Annotated in this window: 17 protein-coding genes and 2 pseudogenes; 12 read left to right on the plus strand and 7 right to left on the minus strand. The window is 43.5% G+C overall.

The genetic code is table 11. The features are described 5' to 3' along the window. Positions 1–225 (plus strand): hypothetical protein (locus tag CIK98_RS18055; RefSeq protein WP_172409854.1); only part of this gene is annotated, 225 nt, incomplete at its 5' end. 117 nt (positions 226–342) lie between these two features. On the opposite strand, the pseudogene CIK98_RS07410 reads toward CIK98_RS18055, so the two are convergent. The 3 genes and pseudogenes from CIK98_RS07410 to CIK98_RS07420 form a co-directional block, all read right to left on the minus strand. Continuing rightward, positions 343–648 (minus strand): annotated as a pseudogene (locus tag CIK98_RS07410) (PD-(D/E)XK nuclease domain-containing protein); the annotation flags it as partial. Positions 649–705: 57 nt separating this feature from the next. Then, complete coding sequence (locus CIK98_RS07415) at positions 706–2,391, minus strand: RNA-binding domain-containing protein (protein ID WP_094383627.1); 1,686 nt, start codon at positions 2,389–2,391, stop codon at positions 706–708. 51 nt (positions 2,392–2,442) lie between these two features. Beyond that, positions 2,443–4,011 carry an ATP-binding protein gene (locus CIK98_RS07420; RefSeq protein WP_094383628.1) on the minus strand — a complete coding sequence of 523 codons (1,569 nt, stop codon included), beginning with the start codon at positions 4,009–4,011 and terminating at the stop codon, positions 2,443–2,445. Between the two features lie 750 nt (positions 4,012–4,761). Here CIK98_RS07420 and CIK98_RS18060 point away from each other — a divergent pair. Both CIK98_RS18060 and CIK98_RS07425 read left to right on the plus strand, forming a co-directional pair. Continuing rightward, positions 4,762–4,899 carry a hypothetical protein gene (locus tag CIK98_RS18060; RefSeq protein WP_172409855.1) on the plus strand — a complete coding sequence of 46 codons (138 nt, stop codon included), beginning with the start codon at positions 4,762–4,764 and terminating at the stop codon, positions 4,897–4,899. A 19-nt stretch (positions 4,900–4,918) separates the two neighbouring features. After that, positions 4,919–6,466, plus strand: a complete 1,548-nt coding sequence (locus tag CIK98_RS07425) for a fimbrillin family protein (RefSeq protein WP_141210459.1) — start codon at positions 4,919–4,921, stop codon at positions 6,464–6,466. 269 nt (positions 6,467–6,735) lie between these two features. Here the strand turns inward: CIK98_RS07425 and CIK98_RS07430 are convergent. From CIK98_RS07430 to CIK98_RS18065, 4 genes and pseudogenes are all read right to left on the minus strand, one after another. After that, positions 6,736–6,972: pseudogene (locus CIK98_RS07430) on the minus strand (PD-(D/E)XK nuclease domain-containing protein); the annotation flags it as partial. A 55-nt stretch (positions 6,973–7,027) separates the two neighbouring features. After that, positions 7,028–8,353 (minus strand): ATP-binding protein, encoded by a 1,326-nt coding sequence (locus tag CIK98_RS07435; protein ID WP_094383631.1) that lies wholly within the window; start codon positions 8,351–8,353, stop codon positions 7,028–7,030. Positions 8,354–8,547: 194 nt separating this feature from the next. Continuing rightward, positions 8,548–10,110, minus strand: a complete 1,563-nt coding sequence (locus CIK98_RS07440) for an ATP-binding protein (RefSeq protein ID WP_094383632.1) — start codon at positions 10,108–10,110, stop codon at positions 8,548–8,550. Between the two features lie 254 nt (positions 10,111–10,364). Continuing rightward, positions 10,365–10,511, minus strand: a complete 147-nt coding sequence (locus CIK98_RS18065; RefSeq protein ID WP_172409856.1) for a hypothetical protein — start codon at positions 10,509–10,511, stop codon at positions 10,365–10,367. Positions 10,512–10,713: 202 nt separating this feature from the next. Between CIK98_RS18065 and CIK98_RS07445 the strand changes: the two genes are divergently transcribed. The 9 genes from CIK98_RS07445 (at position 10,714) to CIK98_RS07480 (ending at position 22,327) form a co-directional block, all read left to right on the plus strand. Beyond that, positions 10,714–12,951: a VapE domain-containing protein gene (locus CIK98_RS07445; protein ID WP_094383633.1), complete on the plus strand. Its 2,238-nt coding sequence runs from the start codon at positions 10,714–10,716 to the stop codon at positions 12,949–12,951. Positions 12,952–13,243: 292 nt separating this feature from the next. Then, the gene (locus tag CIK98_RS07450) at positions 13,244–13,426 is read left to right on the plus strand and encodes a DUF4248 domain-containing protein (RefSeq protein WP_371683255.1); all 183 of its coding nucleotides are present in this window, start codon (positions 13,244–13,246) and stop codon (positions 13,424–13,426) included. 80 nt (positions 13,427–13,506) lie between these two features. Further along, complete coding sequence (locus CIK98_RS07455) at positions 13,507–14,073, plus strand: hypothetical protein (RefSeq protein ID WP_094383635.1); 567 nt, start codon at positions 13,507–13,509, stop codon at positions 14,071–14,073. Between the two features lie 228 nt (positions 14,074–14,301). Continuing rightward, positions 14,302–14,826, plus strand: a complete 525-nt coding sequence (locus CIK98_RS07460) for an N-acetylmuramoyl-L-alanine amidase (RefSeq protein ID WP_094383636.1) — start codon at positions 14,302–14,304, stop codon at positions 14,824–14,826. Between the two features lie 335 nt (positions 14,827–15,161). Further along, entirely contained in the window at positions 15,162–15,320 is a 159-nt protein-coding gene (locus CIK98_RS18070; protein ID WP_172409857.1) for a hypothetical protein, read from the plus strand. A gap of 15 nt (positions 15,321–15,335) precedes the next feature. After that, a complete protein-coding gene (locus tag CIK98_RS07465; protein WP_094383637.1) occupies positions 15,336–15,581 on the plus strand; it encodes a T9SS type A sorting domain-containing protein in 246 nt (81 codons plus the stop codon). Between the two features lie 16 nt (positions 15,582–15,597). Further along, positions 15,598–21,459 (plus strand): RHS repeat-associated core domain-containing protein, encoded by a 5,862-nt coding sequence (locus CIK98_RS07470; protein WP_094383638.1) that lies wholly within the window; start codon positions 15,598–15,600, stop codon positions 21,457–21,459. A 12-nt stretch (positions 21,460–21,471) separates the two neighbouring features. After that, positions 21,472–21,777, plus strand: coding sequence for a hypothetical protein (locus CIK98_RS07475; protein ID WP_094383639.1), 306 nt, complete (start codon positions 21,472–21,474; stop codon positions 21,775–21,777). 67 nt (positions 21,778–21,844) lie between these two features. After that, positions 21,845–22,327: a hypothetical protein gene (locus CIK98_RS07480; RefSeq protein ID WP_094383640.1), complete on the plus strand. Its 483-nt coding sequence runs from the start codon at positions 21,845–21,847 to the stop codon at positions 22,325–22,327. Positions 22,328–22,338: the final 11 nt, after the last annotated feature.

The following is a 22,338-nucleotide window of genomic DNA, read 5'->3' on the forward strand; positions in this document are numbered from 1 at the left end:
TATTTCGTGGCAAAGGAATCCACGACAGAACCATCAGAGGGAGGCTCCGGCGCATTCAGCAACGCCAAAGTGATTCACTCCGACGGCACCTCCACCGACCTGCGCCTTATAGACGCAGAAGCTACGGGCGACACCGATGCCGTTTATGACCTGCTCGGCAGAAAGCGCGATGCACAGACAAAGGGACTGGTCATTAAGAATGGAATTAAAGAATTAAAAAATTAAAGTCATGAGCAATGAGACCAAGGGCATCATAGCAAAGATGTAACCAGCCCCTCTCATATCAAAAAAAATATTCGCGTCCCGACCATTCACTATTTGAATGTCGGGACGCGTTTTTCTTTATTTCCAGTCAACTGAGGAAATGAAATTCTTACATCCACCCCCTAATCTACTTCCACCATCTACCTTCCAATCTCCTATTGTCCGCCGTTCGGGATCGAAGTTTATCCCTACCTTTACTATTGGCAGGCCTGAGAGGGCAAACTTTGAGGCGTAGTCTTTAAGGTCTATCTGCTTCATTGCTGCCTGGGCAGACATATTGAGTTTCAACTCGAAGAGATATAGGGCCTTGTCGGTTTTCATCACTATATCCACACGTCCTGTAGGTGTATGGACCTCCACTTCAACATATCTGCCGAAAAACGACCGAAAAACGACCGAAAAACGACCGAAAAACGACCGAAAAACGACCGATTATTATGTTTAATCTTGAAATTCTTGTTTCCCTTTATAGGTGATCTGCCACAGTTTGCCACTTTCAGACTTTATCAATAGTCCTTCATTAGACATTTTTACCAATAGCCTGCCGATTTTTCTGTTTATCTCATCATAAGAGTTTGAGGAAGGAAACACATGTTGTAATCCATCATAAACATCCCTACGTTTAAATCCTTCTTTTCCTGCGTTATAAGCCAACTGAAGAACTAATTTTTTAATACTGTTTTCAACCAAACCTTTTTCTTTCGTATAGTTGCCAATTTGGTGCGTCATCTTTGCTACAGACAATGAGATAGTAAAGTTTGGTGAGCGTCCTTCGATCAATCCTTTTCCACGAAGGTGCTTGACAGCCTCTTTGGTTATCGGTCGATGCTTCTGCACCGCATCGAGCCAAAGACATTCTTTCAGTGTGAGTGTTGCTTCTCGTTTGAGCAGACTGGTATATTTGTCATCAATCATTTTTCCATAGATAGTTACACCTACGGTGCGTTTTTCGTTGTCAATGTCATAATCTGGCATTGGAAAGAAACGGTTTCTCTGTTCTGTGTATATTTTCTTGATTCCACGACCAACGGTGTCAATCATGTTGAAATTGACCATTCCCCGACAAAGACATTCATTGCGATAATGAAATTGCGGTCCCTTGTGTTCAAGAGCATTTTCAATAGTACCGGGAATAAAGCTGCCACCATTGCCATAATAGAGTGTATCAGGTCCTTCCACAAAAACTATGCGCTGTTGCAAAGAATAATCCTGATGGGCTATGGCGTTATGGAGGGCTTCGCGTATAGTATATTCATCATACTGTTTCATAGTATCAGGGAATAGAGTGCCACCGGGAAGCTCGCGCATGGTCTTATTCCTTATCTTGCTCAGTACCTTATCTACCGTCAAAATAAATGGTATAGTGAAATGCTCATAGTCGAGCACGATGTCTTCGTCGTCTTGCCATGTCCATGTAATCTGTGCCACGGCTGGATGTATTTTCTGTATGGATAGAGGCTTGCCCAAAAGCAATATGGCGGCGCGAGTCAATTTCCCGTCACGCATCATCATACTGTGTGCAAGAAAATCCTCCACACTCCATGAATCCACTTCGGCGCTTGGAATGTTTGAAGCATGAACTTTCTTGAACATTACTCTTGCTGTAGCTACTGCCAGTTCGTCCAAATCGTTGATAGTGGCATTAGGCACTAACTGGGCTGACCAGTCGGGTAGTGGCGGTTGTTGGCGTATGGCATCACGTTTGGCCTGGTTTAAAGGTTTTAGGCTTTCGCCGTCTCTACCGTAAGCTATGCCTTTCCAGCACATCACGATATTGCGAGGCGAAGCAGGCACTTTGAACAACAGTATACGCTTACCTTCAATCTCAACAGGTACAATCTCACGGAATATCAGATTGTCCGTCGTATGTTGTGACATATCTTGCTTCAGTTTGTTCAATGCCACTTCGCCATTCTTAAAGTTGGTACCGACAACTTTGTGGTCTTTGTCCCACACACCAAATACTATCCAGGCATTTTCGCATTCACGTAAGTTGGCCTCATTACTTAAGGCAGAGAAGTAGCGCCCCAACTCGTCAATATCAAAGTTGGATTCTGCTTTCTTGAACTCTACTATTTCATTCTCCGAGTGTTCCCAAAGACGTTCGAATATCTCTATATAGTTCATAATGCTTCATGCTGTATATTTTCGCTCCTATACTTTACCCGTCGTCCAACACTAAGCGTCTTCAACCTTCCAGTCACCTATTGTCCGCCTTTCGGGATCGAAGTTTATCCCTACTTTCACTATGGGCAGGCCTGAGAGGGCGAATTTTGAGGCGTAGTCCTTAAGGTCTATCTGCTTCATTGCTGCCTGGGCAGACATATTGAGTTTCAACTCGAAGAGATATAGGGCCTTGTCGGTCTTCATCACTATATCCACACGTCCTGTAGGTGTATGGACCTCCACTTCGACATATCTGCCGAAAAGCGAGAAGATGACGTAGAGCAGCTGCTGGTAATGACCTTCGGAATTGGCATTGTCGCAATATGGCACAGTGAGCAGGTAAGCCTGTAGGAGGCTGAACATCTCGTCGAGATTGTCTTTGCTTAAAGCCAGGTACATCTTGGCGATGGTAGTATTTCCCGCTTCCTTACGCATGCTGACATAGTTGGGCAGGAGGCTGTCCATCAGTCCTACACGAATCTCAGTGTTCGGAATGTCGAGAGTGTAAAGACGCGTTGCCCTGTTGAAGTCCTTTATGGTTACATAGCCGCTCTGATAGAGCAACGGCGTGATGCTCGCCATATTTTCAGTCGGTGCATCGAAGTCTGAGGCAAGGGTCTGCATCTTATTCATGTCCGACGGCACGACATTGAACTTCCTCAGCATCTCGATAAGATATGTAGGAGTGCCCGAACCGAACCAATAGTTGGTGTAGTCGTGGTCTTGGAATGCGTTGAGAAGGCTAAATGGATTGTAAATATCGGGTGAAGGCCATGTGAAATGATAGCCGTCGTATTGGAGCTTCAGACCCTCTATTGCTTCTTCGCGCGTTATCTCCTGAGCCTCGGCGAAGTCATCGATGTAGTCCGACATGGCAGTGAGCATCTCCTCCGCTGTTATACCACATACTCCGGCATAGTCTGGGCGCATGGATATGTTCTTCAGGTTGTTAAGCTCGCTGAAGATGCTGAGTTGGGAGAACTTTGTGATTCCTGTGATGAACACAAACTGGAGGTATGGGTCACAGTCTTTCAGTGGCGAATAAAAGTTTCGCATAACATTGCGCAGCACAGGCAACATCTCCTCCTCATGAACCACGTCGAGCAGCGGGGCATCGTATTCGTCGATAAGGACAACCACCTTCTTACCGGTCTTCTTATAGGCACGCTCTATAATTCCCTTTAAACGCTGGTTGGGCTTAACCTCGTCAGCTGCACCTTTACCATATATAGCCTCATAGTGGGTTAATTTGTTGCTCAATTCCAACAGCAGTTCTTCTTTATTGCAATGTTTGGCAGTGCTTAGGGAAAAGCGAAGTACAGGATATTCCGTCCAGTCTTTCTCCACGGTCTCTATAAAGAGTCCCTTAAACAAGTCCTTCCGTCCCTCGAAATACGCCTGAAGCGTGGATACAAGAAGTGACTTGCCGAACCGTCTTGGACGGCTCAGGAAGATATACTTGCAGAGGTGTATCATATTCCAGATATACTCAGTCTTGTCGATGTAGAGCATGTCATCCTCAATGATGTTTGAGAATGTCTGTATGCCCACTGGCAGTCGTTTCAGTCGTTTCGTTTCCATATCCTTAAACACATTTAGTGTCACAATGTCTTTTATTCGTCGGCAAAGTTACAAAAAAACTTTGGAATTCGCTTGTCTATTAGGGAAAAAATGGTTAATAAAGAAAAATGTAGATAACCCCCTTCTTTTTACCCGTCGCGCAACATAGCCTCCATGCAGCTGGCGAGTAACTACTGGCGCAATACAAACAACGAATATATATAAAGAGGTGGTGCAGCTGCGTTGCCTCTTTTTTTTTTGTTCTTGTTTCAAGAAAATTTTCGATGGCTATGCAATTTCCTATCCGAAAAATTTGGTAGTTTCAAATATTATTCTTGCTTTTGCCCCGACATCTGCAAGTGGCTCAACTCGTTTGGGCTTCTGAGCCAATAGAGTTTGGCTCCGCATTTGTCTCTATTTATGGGAAAGCGTTTATCATGCGCTTTGTTTCTGACTGATAGAAATCTGGAAAATTTCATTTGCTGTCAGAACTTAGCAACGATGGATGCTCATGTAGTGTTTATACATGATTCTATGCACAGAAAGCGGACTATTCAAATGGTCTGCTGTTATGTGTTGTAGATGATTATATAGACAAAACTGCGTGGGTTCTGAGTTGCCTGTTCAACAGCAAAGGGTATTCCAGAACCTCTATCAGTGGAACAGGCTAGTGTCAGGTTCCACGCTCTTTCATTTATAGGTTCACCTTATTTAATATCAACCAGCCGACTCCGAGAACCTATAGGCAAAAACGAATCAAGAAACAAAAAAATGGAAAAGAAAGAAAAGAAATTCTATGAATCTCCTACGATGACGGTTTATGAAATCGGCAGGACACAGATTTTGGCGGGAAGTGATCCTGCTGCTACTACTGAAGATTTTGAGAATGATGGGACACCAGTATGGTAATTATTAAATTAAAAGAACAATGAAGAAATATATTCTACCTTTTATGTCCATTGCCATGCTGATGGCAATGGCAAGTTGCTCATCGTCAGACGATGAAGTGGCAGAAATCAAAGAAGAAAGTAAGTTGGTTCCAATGACTTTTACTGCAACACAGGAAAGTAACGCGGGAACTCGTACGGCTCTTAATAGTGACAATAAAGTCGTTTGGAAGACAGATGATAAAATTAGTGTGTTTGATGGGGTAGCTGGTACAGATTATAATCATGAGTTTTCATTATCAAGTGATGAAGGTTCTACATCGGGTAGTTTTACTGGCGAAGTACTTAATCAAGATGCTACTTTCTATTATGCTGTTTATCCATATACTGAAGGAGCAACCCTTGCATCAGATGGCAGTGTAAGTGGTATAACTCTTCCTGCCGAACAAACTGCGACAAAGGATAGTTTCGACCCTAATGCCGCATTGATGATGGCAGTATCGACAACAGAAAACAAAAATCAGTTGGAGTTCAAGAATGCCATAAGTCTTGTAAAGGTTACACCAAAATTCAGTTGCACTAAGATTGAGTTGGAAGCAGCAGAGGGGAGTAGTGACATCCTTGCTGGAAAAGGAACTCTAAAATGGAACAACGGAGAACCAACAATAAATTTTACGGGAGATACCTACAATAAGATAACTCTTACTGGTTCAATTACACAAGGTAATAGTTATTATATTGTAGTTCCTACGGGTACTCTAAATAGAATGTGGAAAATTACCTTTACTGCAGATGATGGAACCAACACTGTTTACACTCGTTATTGTAGCAAGCCACTCACTATTGAACGCAATAAGATAATAGACCTTGGAGTATTTGAAACATCAAGTCTTTTCTGGGCGGATGCACATCGTGGTTATAAAGTAACTTATGAGCAGGAGGTTGACTTTGGTATTACCGTCGAAATTGATGGAGTTAATAAAAAAGTTATCTTTGCAAATGCCAACCTGACAGCCACAGGTCTTGCAGAAAAAGAAACAGACTTTGGTGACTACTTTGCTTGGGGAGCTACTACTCCTTGGTACACTTCTTATATTATTGATGAATATGGTAAACCGAAAGTAGAAGATGATAATTGGGAAAAAACAGGTGGATACATGCCAAACAATGCCCCATTCTTCTACAATAGTACAAAATACACGACTGGAAATACCCTTGAAGAAGCTGACGATGCCGCAAACGTGAAACTCGGTGGTGACTGGCAGTTGCCCACAAAAGAGATTTGGCAGGCTTTGTATAATACTGATAAATACGAATGGCAATGGACTACCCAAGATGGTTACAATGGCTATAAGGTGACAAGTAAAACAGATAATACAAAAACCATCTTCTTGCCTGCAGCTGGCTGGGGCAGTCAGACTTCGTTCGACTGTGTCGGCTCTCACGGCGTCTACTTGTCAGGCACGGCCGACTCGGGCACGCGCGATTATGCCCTGAACTTCATCAGCGATTTTGTAACTGCCACGGCCAACTCCGGTCGCTTCACCGGTTGCTCGGTGCGCCCAGTGCGCTTGGTTGCAGTAGATTGAAACCTCAGCAATAGCGCAAGGCGATAGAATGTAGGCAATGATTGTCGGCTGTCTGGTAGCCTTTAGAGCGGTGTACTGCGGTAACGAATAGGGCTAAGATTGTAAATCACATGATAACACAGCATTCGTTTGAATAAACCTACGAGAAGGTCAGCTGTCGGAAAGCGTACCGTGGCTGACCTTCGATATTTATACTCCTGCGGCCAGAGGACAGGTCAGTGTCCGTACTTGATACACTTTTCTGTCTTCTTTTTACCCGTCGTCCAACACTAAGCGTCTTCAACCTTCCAGTCACCTATAGTCCGCCGTTCGGGATTGAAGTTTATCCCTACCTTCACTATTGGCAGGCCTGAGAGGGCAAACTTTGAGGCGTAGTCCTTAAGGTCTATCTGCTTCATTGCTGCCTGGGCAGACATATTGAGTTTCAACTCGAAGAGATATAGGGCTTTGTCGGTCTTCATCACAATATCCACACGCCCTGTCGGTGTATGGACCTCCACATCTACATCTCGTCAAGATTATCATAGAGCAAGGCAAGATACTCCCTTACTTCCGAAAGTTTTAATGATTATGAATTTCTTCAGTCGTTCGAATTTCATTGTTGATTGCGAATAGTATATAAAGAGGAATATTGCACACTCCCTCCTTTCGCTCGTATGGCAACAGACTGGTCCGAAGAGACATTGTTGGGGAATATTTTTCCCCGTATGATTTCAGGCTTTTGGCGTTCATGGTGTATCCCGCCTTACATTCAAGTGGTATTACGTTGAGTCCTTCCGAAATCAGGAAGTCAACCTCCGCCTTTGATTGTGAAGTCCAGTAATAATTACTCTGTAGATGAGGTATCGTGTTTAGTTCTTGAAGTACATACTGTTCTGTAATGGCACCCTTGAATTCTTCGAATATCCTGCTGCCTTCGAGAATCACTTTAGGCGACAGCCCGCTAAGACAACGCAGGAGACCTACGTCGAGCAAAAAGACCTTAAATGACTTTAGGTCGGCGTATGCTTTCAGAGGTACGTCCGGTTTTGTGACGTTGTATGTACGCAGTATCTCTCCCGCGTCGCTCAACCACATCAAAGCGTCTTCATATTCTCTTGCCCTTGCGCCCTCACGTACCAAGCCATAAATAAACTTCTTGTTTTCCTTTGCAAGTTGTGACGGAATACTGTCCCATACATATCTGATTTTCTCTACAAGATTCTTTGGAGCATGCTTGGAGAAATCGTTTTCGTATGCAACAATGATAGCATGCTGCACTTCGTCCACTGCAAAATAGTCTTTAGTGTCGAGCCATTTCTTTACAGCCGACGGCATACCGCCGATGATAAGATATTGTTTCAACATGCTGACGAGGCGCGATTCAAATGGTTGGAGGGCACGTGAGCCACCCAGTACATATTCCACAAGCATTTGCTCGCCATTGGCGATGAGAAACTCCCTGAACGACATAGGATGGAGATTTAGAAAATCCACCTTACCTACTGGGAACGATGTTCCCTTGTGCAATGCCACACCCAAAAGAGAGCCAGCACAGCATATAGCATATTCAGGATTTTCCTCGGCAAAGTATTTCAGACTTGTCAGAGCCCGTGGCATTTCCTGCACCTCGTCGAAAATAATTAGTGTGTCATTGGGTAGGATGCGCTTTCCATGAAATACCGAGAGCTGATTGATAATGTCTTCAGGATTCAGTGTGCCGCTGAAAACACTTTCGAGCGAGTCAACCTGTTCAAAGTTGATATAACACACATCCTTGAAACATATCTTGCCAAATTCCTTAAGAAGCCATGTCTTCCCAACCTGTCTTGCTCCACGCAGAATCAGGGGCTTTCTGTCGGTCTTGTTTTGCCACTTTTTCAGTTCTTCTATCAGTAGTCTCTCCATATTCTATTGCTTTTGTCGGCAAAGTTACTGAAAATAAATATAATAACGAAGAGAAATCACATTTTCGGCACGACTTTTAATATCTTTTATCACATTTTCGGCACGACTTTTAGATTGATTTATCACATTTTCAGTACGACTTTTAATGCTTTTTTTACCCTTCGTCCAACTCTTACATACACCACTAATCTACTTCAACCTTCCACCTTCCAGTCACCTATTGTCCGGCGTTCGGGATCGAAGTTTATCCCTACTTTCACTATGGGCAGACCTGAGAGGGCAAACTTTGAGGCGTAGTTCTTAAGGTCAATCTGCTTCATTGCTGCCTGGGCAGACATATTGAGTTTCAACTCGAAGAGATATAGGGCCTTGTCGGTTTTCATCACAATATCCACACGCCCTGTAGGTGTATGGACCTCCACTTCAACATATCTGCCGAAAAGCGAGAAGATGACGTAGAGCAGCTGCTGGTAATGACCTTCGGAATTGGCATTGTCGCAATATGGCACAGTGAGCAGGTATGTCTGCAGTAGGCTGAACATCTCGTCGAGATTATCATTGAGCAGGGCAAGATACATCTTGGCGATGGTAGTATTTCCCGCTTCCTTACGCATACTGACATAGTTGGGCAGGAGGCTGTCCATCAGTCCTACACGAATCTCAGTGTTGGGAATGTCGAGGGTGTAAAGACGCGTTGCCCTGTTGAAGTCCTTGATGGTTACATAACCGCTCTGATAGAGCAACGGCGTGATGCTCGCCATATTTTCAGTCGGTGCATCGAAGTCTGAGGCAAGGGTCTGCATCTTATTCATGTCCGACGGCACGACGTGGAACTTTCTCAGCATCTCGATGAGATAGGTCGGAGTGCCCGAACCAAACCAGTAGTTGGTGTAGTCGTGGTCCTGGAATGCGTTGAGCAGGCTGAAGGGGTTGAACACGTCTGGCGAAGGCCATGTGAAATGATAGCCGTCGTATTGGAGCTTCAGACCCTCAATTGCTTCTTCGCGTGTTATCTCCTGTGCCTCGGCGAAGTCGTCAATATAATCTGACATGGCGGTGATCATCTCCTCCTTGGTTATACCGCACACTCCGGCATAGTCTGGGCGCATGGATATGTTCTTTAGGTTGTTAAGCTCACTAAAGATGCTGAGTTGCGAAAACTTCGTTATTCCGGTGAGGAAGACAAACTGAAGATATGGGTCACAGTCTTTCAGTGGCGAATAAAAGTTGCGCATAACGTTGCGCAGCACTGGCAAGTTTTGCTCTTCATGAACTACGTCAAGCAATGGGGCATCGTACTCGTCGATGAGTACGACAACCTTTTTGCCAGTCTTTTCGTATGCACTGGCTATCAGGTTTTTCAATCTGACATTTGGGTCTTTGGAGTCAGAGGTTATGCCAAAACGCCTTTCGTTCTCTTCCAATATGTAGAGAAGATATCGTTCCAGCTGGTCCTTTTCCATGTGCTTGCCCGAAGCCATGCTGAATCTCAGCACAGGATATTCCGTCCAGTTTTTCTCCACGGTCTCTATAAAGAGTCCCTTAAACAAGTCCTTCCGTCCCTCGAAATACGCCTGAAGCGTGGATACAAGAAGTGACTTGCCGAACCATCTCGGACGGCTCAGGAAGATATACTTGCTGAGGTGTATCATGTTCCAGATATACTCGGTCTTGTCGATGTAGAGCATGTCATCCTCAATAATGTTTGAGAATGTCTGTATGCCTACTGGCAATCGTTTCAGTCGTTTCGTTTCCATATCCGCAAAACATTTTATGTCACAATGTCTTTTATTCGTCGGCAAAGTTACAAAAAAACTCTGTAATTCGCTTGTCTGTCAAGGAAAAAAATGGTTAATAAAGAAAAATGTAGATAACACCCCTCTTTTTACCCGTCGCCCAACACTGCCACCATGCAGCTTGCGAGGAACGCCTGGCGTTGGGGATGGGGGAGATGGAGGGAGAAGAAGTGGATTAGGGGATGGTAGGCTTTGAGGTCTTGAACCATACCTTTTTAGACTTCGTAAAATTTTCTGCGGCTGATGTTGCAAGCTTGCCATACAGCCTCGTCGGTCAGCTCAGGACAGTAGTGCCTGAGTTGATTCCTGCCTTCGCGCAATGCTGCCGAAAGGCACGGACGATGGATTCTTTTTGCTGTCATTTTTTTTTGTTGTTTTATGTTATGTCAGTTTTAAATATATGCAAAGTTAAAGGTTTTTTTTAAATAAAGAAATATTGACGAGTTAAATAAAGTTATTTTCGGTAAATAATGTTACTAAAGTGCGCACCTGTATGTGCGCACTCCCTTTTGCATTTTCCAAACTCGTTACCTATCTTTGCACAAAAAACCAAAAATATGTTTTATGGACTATAAGGAACAATTACTTTCGGTTTATCCGAGCTGCAAGGCTAATGTGGGTCACAACAGGGTGACCATAGTGCAAATCTACGACACGGTGAGGAACAACGCGGAACTGAAACGGCGCACGGAGGCTTACCGCCAGGCACTGGAGGCGAAGGTGGCGGGGAAGGTGCTGAAGGCGATGAAGGCGGAAAACTTCCCCATGCTCGTGCCGGCGGTGCTGTTCAAAGGCGGACGCAACACGGAGTCGATAGAGAGTTGGACGTGCTTCTGCCAGGCTGACTTCGACAACATCGATCCCGAACTCCTCGACGAGGCAAGGCGACGCATCAGGGAACTGAAGTTTGTGGTGATGTACCACGTCAGCATGGGTGGAAGGGGACTGCATGTCTATTATGTCTTCCAGATTCCAAACTGCGGCATGAACGAAAAGGTGTATGAACAGGCGTTCCGACAGGGCAACGAACTGATATCCAATGCCATTCCTGCCGACTACGACACCGCCGTGGAGACACCGACGCACGGATCGTCACTCTGCCACGACCCTGAAGCATGGTTCAACACCGACTTGGAGCCGCTGAAGGTGGACATGAGCTGCGACGTGAAGAAACGCAGGAAGGGAAGCAGCATCGTCAACTCCGAGGCAGTGACACAGGACAAGTGGCCCGCGCGGTGGACGGCGGAGAGGGTGTTTGCCATGGCACAGGGCATGGTGGACAGGTCGAGTAGGGGAGAGTTTGCCCAAGGCAACCGCAACAACTATCTCGTGGCCCTCGCCTGCCTGCTGTCTGACTACGGCATGAACGAGGAAACGGCGGCACAGCTGATGAATACGGAATACTCCGGTCAGTATGGCGAGGAGCCTATACCCTCGCTCGTGCGTGGCTGCTACAAGACGGTGGCGGTGATGCACGGCAAGAAGGCACTGCCCGACAGCCAGCGTGGCGGCGACCGCAGTAAGGAAGTGAAGATGGAGCTTTCCGCCGACTTCATACGCCGCCAGTGCCTGCGCTTCGACGTGATAAGCCGCAAGATAGTGAAGCTCGACGGAACGGAGCTTACCGACCGCGACATCAACTCCATGCTGCTTGCCTGCAGCGTGGAGATGGGGCAAAACATCTCATTGCAGGTGTTCCGCGCCGCGCTGATGAGCGACTGCGTGCCGGAGTTCAATCCGTTGACCGAATATCTGAAAGGCCCCGCCAACTCGCTCCCTAAGGAAGTGAACGACGGCGAGAGCATTATAGACAAGGTGGCGGACATGGTGCATGTCACCAATTCTCCCCTTGTGAATATTTCTGACACCTCTCAAGCCTCTCAAACCTCTCCTCATTCCAACCAGTCCCCCTCCACGCTCTGGCACACCTGTTTCAGGAAATGGTTTGTGTCTATGGTCGCCTCGTGGATGTTTCCAGAGGTGGTGAACCATCAGATGCTTGTGCTGATAGGCAAGCAGGGCATCTTCAAAAGCACATGGCTCGACGCGCTCATTCCCCCGGAACTGGTGCGCTACCGCTGCCGACAGTCTGCCACCGACTTCAGCGACAAGGACGAGCAGCTGCGATGCACGGAGTTCGGACTGGTGAATTTCGACGAGTTCGACCGCCTTTCGGGGCGTGACCTCGACAACCTCAAGTCGCTCATAACCACGCCCGATGTAAACGTGCGGGCACCATACGGGACAACGAAGGAACGGCGTATTCGCATAGCCTCCTACTGCGCCTCAGGCAACAAACTGCAGTTTCTCACCGACCAGACGGGCAACCGCCGCTTCCTCCCGTTTTTCGTTGAGAGCATCGACTCCCCGTTTGAGACCCCGATACCCCATCGGGCGATGTATGACGAGGCGGTGAGGCTGATAGAGGGCGGAGGGTTTGAATATTGGTTCACGCTCGACGAGATAGAACGTATGAGCGGCTATGTGGAGCAGTTTGCCGACCACACCCCAGAGGAAGAACTCATCGATGTCTATTTCGACGTGCCCCGCTCCGACCCCGAAAACCCTGAGACACGCACTGTAATTTTCTTGACACCGTCGGAGATATTGGCAAAACTCACCACCTGGGGCAACATAAAGAAACCCATCAGCGTCCGGCAGCTGAACACGCTGATGGACAAGAAGGGATTTACCAGGGTGAGGCGCGGGGCGAAAAGTCAGCGTGGCTATCTTGTGGTGGAACTGGAAACGACAACAATTAATAGCAACCGCATAGTGTCAACAGCCCAAAATGTGTTCTAAAACAGAATTTGCGGTCACGTTCTGCCTTACAGTCATCAAAAAAACAACATTTTTAATTTATATGAATAATAAAACAAAATATATTATTTATTTATAAATATATAATGTTAGTAAACTTGATGACCTTGTGACTGCACTTCCAGTGCATCGACTTCTCGATAATGCGAAATCGACTTCTCGATATAGCCAAATCGGCTTGTCGTTTCGTAGGAATCGAAAGGTGGTTGTTTATTGACATAAAAACACAGAAAGTATGCGAATCAGAATATATTCCAAACAAGAGCTTGCGCTGATGTATTTCCCTGAAGCGAAGTCCCACACCGCCGTCAACCACCTGATGCGGTGGATAAATCGTTGCGGTCAGCTCCGCAGTGAGCTGGAGGCAGCCCATTACAGACCCTGCAACCGCCATTTCACCGCCCGTCAGGTGCAGCTGATAGTCGATTATCTCGGTTTCCCGGTTAGCGTTCAATAACGTTCAATAGCGTTCAACAACGTATAGGTGCGGTTTGCTGATTTCGTACCTTTGCATCGTCAAACCAAAAAGTTTTCTTTATGATAAATTACAGTATCAGCAAGCGCCTTGTAAAAGGCAAGGAGGATGAAGGCACGAAGCGAGTCTATGCCTACGCCCAGAGCGACCTCTTCATGGGTATCGAACAGTTTGCAGAGCACATCTCGTCGCACGGGTCGCTCTACAGCGAGGACATCGTGGAGGGCGTGTTGAAAAAGGCGGTGAAGTGTATGGTGGAGAAACTGAAGGAGGGTTACAAGATCGACCTCGGCGCCCTCGGCATGTTCTATGTCACCATCATCAACAAGGGGTGGCAGGAGTTGCCCGAAAACCTGAAGGACTTCAACCCCACCATCCACATCTCCGGTCTCAACGTGGTGTGGGAACGCTCGGACAAGCTCACTAACATCGGCGATGGCGTGGAGTACAACCTGGTGGCAAGCCGAAAGGCACAGTCGGCAGTAATCACCGCCGTGAAGAACGAGGAGACCACTGTTGACCTCAACAGTATCGTCAACGGATCCGACAACTCATCCACTGAACCAACCGACCCGTCGGGCGGTGGCGGCGCGAGTGAGACCCCAGGCGGTGATGATTTGGGACAGTAGGTCAAGCGCGCTTCGGCGCGCTTGAGATTAAAAGATTAAAAGATTAAAAAATTAAAGTTCTTTTTAGTATGAAATCTGCTGCCCTACAGTAGGTGGAAAACTCTTTCAAACGTTATGTCAAAAATCAATTTCAATTGGAGTCAGGTGCTGAAGGCAGTAGGCACGCTCATCATTTCTATCATCAGTGCGATAACAATCACTTCGTGTATTCATTAGCCATGGAAGATTATGCTTAACGAACATTTCCCCATTACGATCTCTGAGGACGAAGTCCTCTCGGAACGTGACCTGCTGAAGAAACATGAGGCAGGGTTGTTTATGAACGATGTGAAGTCGGTGCGGTGGCTTATTGTCCACTGCTCGGCTTCGCGCGAGGACCGTGACTACACCGTGGAACAGATGTTGCGCGACCATAAGGCCCGGGGCTTCCGCACCATAGGCTATCATTTCTACATACGGCGCAACGGCGAGGTGACGCAACACCGCCATCTGCTTGAGGTGGGTGCCCACTGCCGACCGTACAACCGCTGCAGCATCGGCATCTGCTACGAGGGCGGATTATCCGCCGACGGAAAGCCTAAGGACACGCGCACCAAGGAGCAACGATACCAGCTTCAGCAGCTCCTCGTCAAACTCCACCGGCTCTTCCCTGGAGCTCTTGTCCGTGGTCACTCTGAAATGCCCGGTGCCACGCCCAAGGCATGTCCGTGCTTCAATGCCGCAGAGTATCAGTGGATTGAGTCAATTGTTTAAGTTTCTCATGTGCTCTACTCTAAGAAGTTAAGGAAGTTAAAGAAGTTAAGGAAGTTAAAGACAATAGTCTTTTCGCTTCCTTTCGGGAGTTCTCTGGGCTTTGACATACGTCTTAAACTTCTTTAACTTCCTTTTTTCGCTTCGCTCAAGCGCGGATTCAACTAGCGAAGGCTAATTGTATAATATCTATTTTTAAAAGAGTCAATCCCCACTACAGCTACTTCTGTGGGTGTGGGAAACTTTAGATATCTAAAAATCAATAAAACATACATCTTACACAATAAATTCGGGCTTACTTCGTTTACATTAATAAGAAAAATAAAAAATGTAGTCACATGAAGAAACAATTAGCCACTCTGCTCATCTGGGCTATGCCTTATGCAGCATCAGCCCAAAGTGTCAAATATTGTTATGACAACGCAGGCAATCGTATTAAGAGAGAAATTGTAATAAAGACAAGATCCTCTTGTGAAGAGAGATATACAACGGAGTGATTTACGGAGACGCTATTGGAAAAGAATATTCAAATATACCCCAATCCGACGAAAGGCAGGTTAAAAGTTGAAATTGCAGGTTATGAAAATTCGGATAGATGTATTCTCCGCATTTATAATGCATCCGGACAGCAAATATTCTCAACACATGCAACTTCTTCCAGGACAGAATTAGACTTAAGTTCCCGGGCAAACGGGATTTACATCTTATATATTTCCTTAAACGACAGGGAAACTACTTGGAAAATAATTAAAAAGTAATTATAAGCAAATATCCATGAAACGAATAATATATATTGCAAGTATTCTGTCTGTACTGAATATATGCATAGGTCAGTCTAAAGAATTATCTGTACCTGAACAAGCGACTCCTTATCTTACTCAGATAAAAGCATTTGCGAATACACTAAATGAGGATAAGTTTAAAAATTGGACTGAAGAACAATACAAGCACTATGAGGATTCCATTCAGGCAATATTGTACCCACCTGTGATTGCAATAAAGGCTGACAGTGCCTCCTTTGGCAAGGACAGCAACAGACCTGCTCAGATACCTACATCGCGCATTACAAACTCACATGTTCCCAACTCTATCAGTTTGAGCCAGTCTAATGAAGTCGGTCAAATCGTTATCAATTCAGGAACATCATCTACAGGAGCGAGAACTTATGAAGTCCCTATTGATGTATATCCTGGAATGAGAGGCTTCAATCCCCAATTATCCCTAAGTTACAATAGCCAGCAGGGAAACTCCGTCATGGGTGTTGGCTGGTCTGCTTCTGGTTTGCCTATGATTGCCCGCGGTGGAAAGACAATGTATTATGAAGGAAAGTCGCAAGGTATTGTCATGGACAATAGTGACGCTTTTATGCTTAATGGCATCCGTTTGATAAAAACATCAACGGCAAGCAGCAATATTTTATATGAATCCGAGCAAGGAAATATCAAGGTGAAAGGCTATGTTTCCGGAAACATAATGAAATATTTCGAAGTCTTTTATCCGGATGGGAATAAAGGAATTTTCGGATATACAAACGGTGCTCAGAATTACCTGTATTATCCGCTTATGTCACTTACCGATTTGAAAGGAAACAAAATAAGCTATTCGTATTCTTTTTCAAATAACCACTATAACATTGTCAATATCTCATACAATGGTGCTTCTGTCGAATTTAACTACCAGACCTCACGTCCAGATCCGATTCTTTATTTTGCAGGTGGTCTCAAAGTAAACGAACCACAACTGTTGCAAAGCATCACTTGCAAATTAGGCTATACTATCTTAGGTACTTATACATTGAAATACACCACACAGAATAATAAATCCCTTCTGACACAGATTGATTATACAGCTTCCGGAAAATCATATAATCCGTTGTTGTTTTATTATGGCAGAGGCAATGTTGCCTCCAATTACACAAAAAGTACGACCCAACTGTATGAATGGTATGTAGCGGATAATCCCAGCATGATAAAAGTCGCTAAAGGGAAATTTGATTACGACAGTGGTGCGGATGGTCTGATTGCTCTTCCTAATTTAAATCCTTACTGGAAGCACTACCGTAATTCTACTATGTTTCGGCATTCACAGAACCGATTTGACAATAAGTACACAGGTGAAGAAAAGATTTTCCTGTATGCTGGTTTGAAAGACAGTTGGGCGTCCCCCATGCCTAATTTGTTTACAGAAAAAGGGTTTGTGGATATTGTATGTGCAGATTTGGAGGGTAAACAAGAAGAATATGTTATAAAAATCAACAACTCGGTAGTAAGCAACAACGACCAGGTTGTTTTTCATGTCTATCGGTCTAATTTGTATTCTGGTCTTTCTAAACTCTATACTAGAACTTATAATTTTCCTACAGTATATACGGATGCTGACGACGGAAAAAGCATTCAGCCAAAATTCTATTACACAGGTGACTTCAACGGTGATGGCAAAATGGAAGTCTTGGCCGTTTCCGTGCACCAGCCGTTTGGAGATACCAGCAAACCTTCTAAATGTTACATTTTTGATTTGGCTGGTAACAGGATTATCTATCAGAACCATGTGTTACCATATAATGTCGAGTTTGTTGGTACACAACAAAGTGACCCTAAGGCTGCCAATAATAACACCGACAAATTATTTGTTATGGATTACGATGGCGATGGGAAGACTGATATATGTCATATTAATGAAAGTGGAGTCAATATTTATACTTTTGATGTTTCAGGCAGTACCCTTACAGCGCGAAAAGTAGCCACCTATACAGGCTTGAAAAAATCCGGACTGGCCAATCGTGATATATTGCTTGGAGAATACAACGGTGACGGTTTAATGGACCTCTTGGTGTCACCTACCGGTTCTGCAACAACTTGGACTGTATATAACTCCAAAGGGAATGGCCAGTTTGAAAGTACTACTTTTAATGGAACCACTAAAAATACGGCGGATAATACCGGTTTTATTATACAGGATATCAACGGTGACGGAGCGACAGATTTAATCAAGTATGACACAAGCGGCTTCTTTACTTATTTGGCTAATAATAACAATGTTGGCTCTTCAACTTTATATTCCAGCTATCCGTCATCAAAATCTATTCTTATACCTACCGATATCAATACCCGTAACTGTTTTACACAGTTGATAAGTTTGAAAGATGGAATCGCTACAAAAATCGCATTTTCGCGTAATGATAGCGAAGAAGCTATGGCTACAGGTATGGCAAACAGTTTGGGGATAATTGAAAAAAATGATTATCGGTTGATTAATGAAGAAGGTGTGTCTTCTGGGCTATACACGAAAGGATATGGAGCAACCTATCCTTATGTAAATATTCAAGAGCCTTTACCGGTAATCGCATCATCGGAAATTTACATGAATGGCAATCAGATAGACAACAATTTTTTCACTTATAATAATGCGGTTGTCCATCGGCAAGGGTTAGGCTTTCGAGGATTTGAAAAAATTACGATTTACAATAGAAGAGGGCAAAGCCTTGTCAGGACTTACGAACCTTATCGTTATGGCTTGTTGAAAAGTGAAGTCGCACCAGCTTTTGAGCACTCATACACTTACACTGTAAGTACACAGGCTAATAAAATCGCCAAAATCCTTTTGACCAATAAAATAGAGAAGGATTTGCTTAAAGATATATCTGCTACGACTTCTTATATATATGATCCTTATGGATATCCTACAGAAGAATCAATTTCCTATACCGGGAATATTACTATAAAAAAGGCGAATACTTATTCGTCAAAAACTACAGTGGAGGACGGATATAATTTGGGGTTCCTGACCAAGCAGCTTGTTACGGTAAATCGTGGAGGCTCTTCTTATACGGAGCAGATGTATATTCCTGTACATTCTTCACGATTACCTAATGTGAAAGTATATTATAAGGATGGGAATCAAGTCAAACAGTATACATATACTTATGACAGTTATGGTAATCCTATTACAGAAACGATAAAACTCTATACCTCATCGAATACACAAAAGACGTCTTATGAGTATGATTCTTATGGACGATTATCCAAAGTGACCAGTCCAATGGGGTTGAGCAACACGTTTACTTATAATACTTTGGGTCAAGTCGCAACTGTAAAAGATTATAGGGGCGGAATTACAGCTTTTACTTATGATGCTTTCGGACGCGAAACAGCAGTCAAGTATCCGGATAATACTAGTAAAACGATTCAATATGCTTGGTCTTCAACAGCAACTAACGGACTTTATTCTATTACCACTACAAATACGGGAAAACCGACAGTGACAGAAGTATATGATGCATTAAATCGGGAAGTTCGTAAAGGAGAAAAACGGTTCGACGGAATTATAAGGAATATCGACAAGTTATATGATTCTTACGGTAATTTGCAGAAAGAGTCCATGCCTTTCACCGGAAGTACAGCTTCGTTATGGAATACGTATGTGTATGATAGTTATGACCGTATTCTTTCTTGTACAGAGAGTTCCGGCAGGAAGACAACATATAGTTATAATAAGAATAACATAACGATGGTGTCCGATAAAGTTTCAACAACTAAAGATTATGATGCACAAGGCAATTTACTTTCTGTTACCGACCCGGCGGGAACGATTGTTTATAATTTGGAAGCGGACGGACAACCGTCTTCTGTAGTGGCTCCTGGTAATATTGTAACTTCTTTTAGTTATGATAAATATAGAAGGCAGACGAGCTTGATTGATCCCAGTCAAGGAACAACGACGTATGAATATGATGCGGCTGGAAATGTGGCAAAAGAGACAAATGCGAATGGAAAGGTTACCCAAAATGAATATGATTCATACAACAGGTTGATAAAAACGACTACTCCAGAATTTGTAACATCCTTTACCTATAACGCAAAGGATGAATTGACTGGTACGTCCACTAACAACGGAACTTCAAAGTCTTTTGCTTATGACAGTTATGGCAGGTTGATTACATGGAAAGAAAATGGTGTGGATGGTAAATGGCTGCAAAAGGATTATACCTATTCTAATGGAAATGTCAGTTCCATTAAATACACATCACAATTCGGTGTGTTGGCTACTGAAAATTACGTTTATTCAAATGGTCATTTAAGTGAGGTAAAGTTAGATGGAACGACAACAGTGTTCAAATTGTCCAAAGAAAACAGTTTGGGCCAACCTACAGAAATTGTCACGGGTGGGATAACACGCAAATATGATTTCAACGCTTATGGATTGCCGGTTGGCAGGAGTGCAAGTAGCACGTCTAAAACTTATCAGGATTTTTCGTATGTTTTTGATGCAACAACATCTAATCTGACATCACGAAAAGATGACACAAGAAATATCACGGAAAATTTTGGTTATGACAATTTGAACAGATTGACTTCTTATGCCGGTAAAACTGCTGCGTATGATGTGAAAGGTAATATTACTAGTAAAAGTGACGCAGGAACATTTGAATACACACTTACTCAAAAGCCTTATGCGGTTTCTGGTGCCAATTTATCGGGAAATGGGGTGCCAACGCATACTCAAGAAATAGTTTACACCTCTTTTGGACGCCCTGAGTCTATTACTGAGAATGGCCAAGTGGCGACATTTACCTATAATGGCGAATACGACAGAGTGAAAATGAATATTTCACAGAATGGGAATAATGTCCTGACTCGTTATTATTTGGGCAATTGTTACGAATTGGATCAGACTTCTTCTTCAAAAGAAAAGCTCTATTTATTCGGTGATTTTTATAACTCCGGAGCGGTATATATAAAAGAAGGTTCTTCCAAAGGTATATATTATATTCTTCGTGATTATTTAGGTAGTATTACCCACATTGTGGATTCTAATGGCGCATTAGTTCAAGAGTTGAGTTATGATGCTTGGGGCCGTTTGCGGAATCCGGTCTCTCAAGAAGTTTACACTCATGAACAGCAGCCTGCTTTGTTCTTAGGAAGAGGTTATACAGGGCATGAACACCTTACACAATTCGGCCTTGTTAATATGAACGCTCGATTATATGATCCACTATTAGGTCGTTTCCTTTCTCCAGACCCGTATGTGCAGATGCCTTATATGTCGCAGAACTTCAATCGCTATACCTATGCGATGAATAATCCGCTTTGTTATGTGGATGAAAACGGTGAATCTATTTTGGCGGTCATAGGTATTATTGTAGGAGCTTATGTTGGCGGCGCATTAGCTAATAATGGAGAATTGAATCCTGTAAAATGGAATTATAGGTCAGCAAGTACTTATTTGGGCATTGGTTTTGGCGCACTGACCGGAGGTGTTGTAGGATATGGTATTGCAGTACCTGGAAGCATTACTTTTGCGGGTGGAATCAGTACCCCATACTTGTCTGCTGGACTGGCTGTTGGAGCCGTGGGACAAGGTAGTAATTGGAAATTTGATTTCCATTGGAGCACAGCTGCTGGTGGTGGAGGTGGCATAACCAATACAATATGTGATTCAAAAACTGCAATAGAAAAAGCAATTAAGAAAGTTCAATGGGATTATAGTGCATTTCAATATGCAACAGCTGTTTCTGCAGTGATAATGACTGATGATGCTACAGGAATAGGCGTAGCAGATGATGTTCTAATTCCTGTCATTTATGGTTATGCGGCATACGAGTTTATGACTGAAAATATGCTCAAGAGGCAAGAATAGCAAATTACAAGGTTGGCTCAAAAAAACAGACCGGAAGAAGGCTATTTGTATCAGCTAGAAGTACTACAAGATGGCTATTATAGGAATGTAAGAACAAATTCAATGGTTTATATGAAACAAGGTGATGTATGGAAATATGGAGAAACGACACAAGGAAAAAGACGTTATAGCAGAACATCGTATGAAGCTACGCATTTTAAAATGCAACCTTTATTTTATGGAACAAAAACAGAGATTTTGATACAAGAAAAAATAATGTTGTATTGGTATTTTTTTGAACATGGACAATTGCCTCCAGGTAATAAACGTTTTCAATAGACCATCTCCTGTGTATATAAGAAAAAAACGATTATATTTGTATATTGTTTTATTATAATAATAAAGTATGAAAATAATATTAGGTATAGTAATTTCTAGAGAATTTTCTAGTTTTAGTTTTCATTCAGATGCTATCAATGTATTTAAGAGCGTGCTATCAAATGGGTTACTTGGATTTAAATCTGATTTAATGGAAACATTATCTGTAACACTTGTATGCTTGTCACCTCAGTTCACTACGTTCTATAAAGTACTTCGTCCCCAATATTACGAGGATAAAACAGTGAAAACTGGAAGTTCTGTAATTCCAGAGGAAAGAATGTATAAATGTCTTTTGGTGGATTTTGTCGTGGATTTCGAAACTTACTTTAAAACGAGTAATAAAGAAGAATGCCTAAGAATTTTAGCCCTTTCATTCATGGATTTTTTGAAGACCTTAAAATATCCGGGCAAATTGAAGAAATTCGAAAAAGAGATATTCCTTCAAACAGTTAGAGATATCTTTATAGAGAACTCCATTATATCTGTGCATGATAGCATAAATTTGTAATATTTTAAATT

This window comes from Prevotella sp. P2-180, assembly GCF_002251435.1.
Classification (GTDB): Bacteria; Bacteroidota; Bacteroidia; order Bacteroidales; family Bacteroidaceae; genus Prevotella.

Coding starts and splice junctions, on each gene's coding strand:
- CIK98_RS07425 (WP_141210459.1), top strand. CDS start 4,919: ATGAAGAAATATATTCTACCTTTTATGTCCATTGCCATGCTGATGGCA.
- CIK98_RS07445 (WP_094383633.1), top strand. CDS start 10,714: ATGGACTATAAGGAACAATTACTTTCGGTTTATCCGAGCTGCAAGGCT.
- CIK98_RS07435 (WP_094383631.1), bottom strand. CDS start 8,353: ATGGAGAGACTACTGATAGAAGAACTGAAAAAGTGGCAAAACAAGACC.
- CIK98_RS18065 (WP_172409856.1), bottom strand. CDS start 10,511: ATGACAGCAAAAAGAATCCATCGTCCGTGCCTTTCGGCAGCATTGCGC.
- CIK98_RS07415 (WP_094383627.1), bottom strand. CDS start 2,391: ATGAACTATATAGAGATATTCGAACGTCTTTGGGAACACTCGGAGAAT.
- CIK98_RS07450 (WP_371683255.1), top strand. CDS start 13,244: ATGTATTTCCCTGAAGCGAAGTCCCACACCGCCGTCAACCACCTGATG.
- CIK98_RS07440 (WP_094383632.1), bottom strand. CDS start 10,110: ATGGAAACGAAACGACTGAAACGATTGCCAGTAGGCATACAGACATTC.
- CIK98_RS18060 (WP_172409855.1), top strand. CDS start 4,762: ATGGAAAAGAAAGAAAAGAAATTCTATGAATCTCCTACGATGACGGTT.
- CIK98_RS07460 (WP_094383636.1), top strand. CDS start 14,302: ATGCTTAACGAACATTTCCCCATTACGATCTCTGAGGACGAAGTCCTC.
- CIK98_RS07455 (WP_094383635.1), top strand. CDS start 13,507: ATGATAAATTACAGTATCAGCAAGCGCCTTGTAAAAGGCAAGGAGGAT.
- CIK98_RS18070 (WP_172409857.1), top strand. CDS start 15,162: ATGAAGAAACAATTAGCCACTCTGCTCATCTGGGCTATGCCTTATGCA.
- CIK98_RS07470 (WP_094383638.1), top strand. CDS start 15,598: ATGAAACGAATAATATATATTGCAAGTATTCTGTCTGTACTGAATATA.
- CIK98_RS07420 (WP_094383628.1), bottom strand. CDS start 4,011: ATGGAAACGAAACGACTGAAACGACTGCCAGTGGGCATACAGACATTC.
- CIK98_RS07480 (WP_094383640.1), top strand. CDS start 21,845: ATGAAAATAATATTAGGTATAGTAATTTCTAGAGAATTTTCTAGTTTT.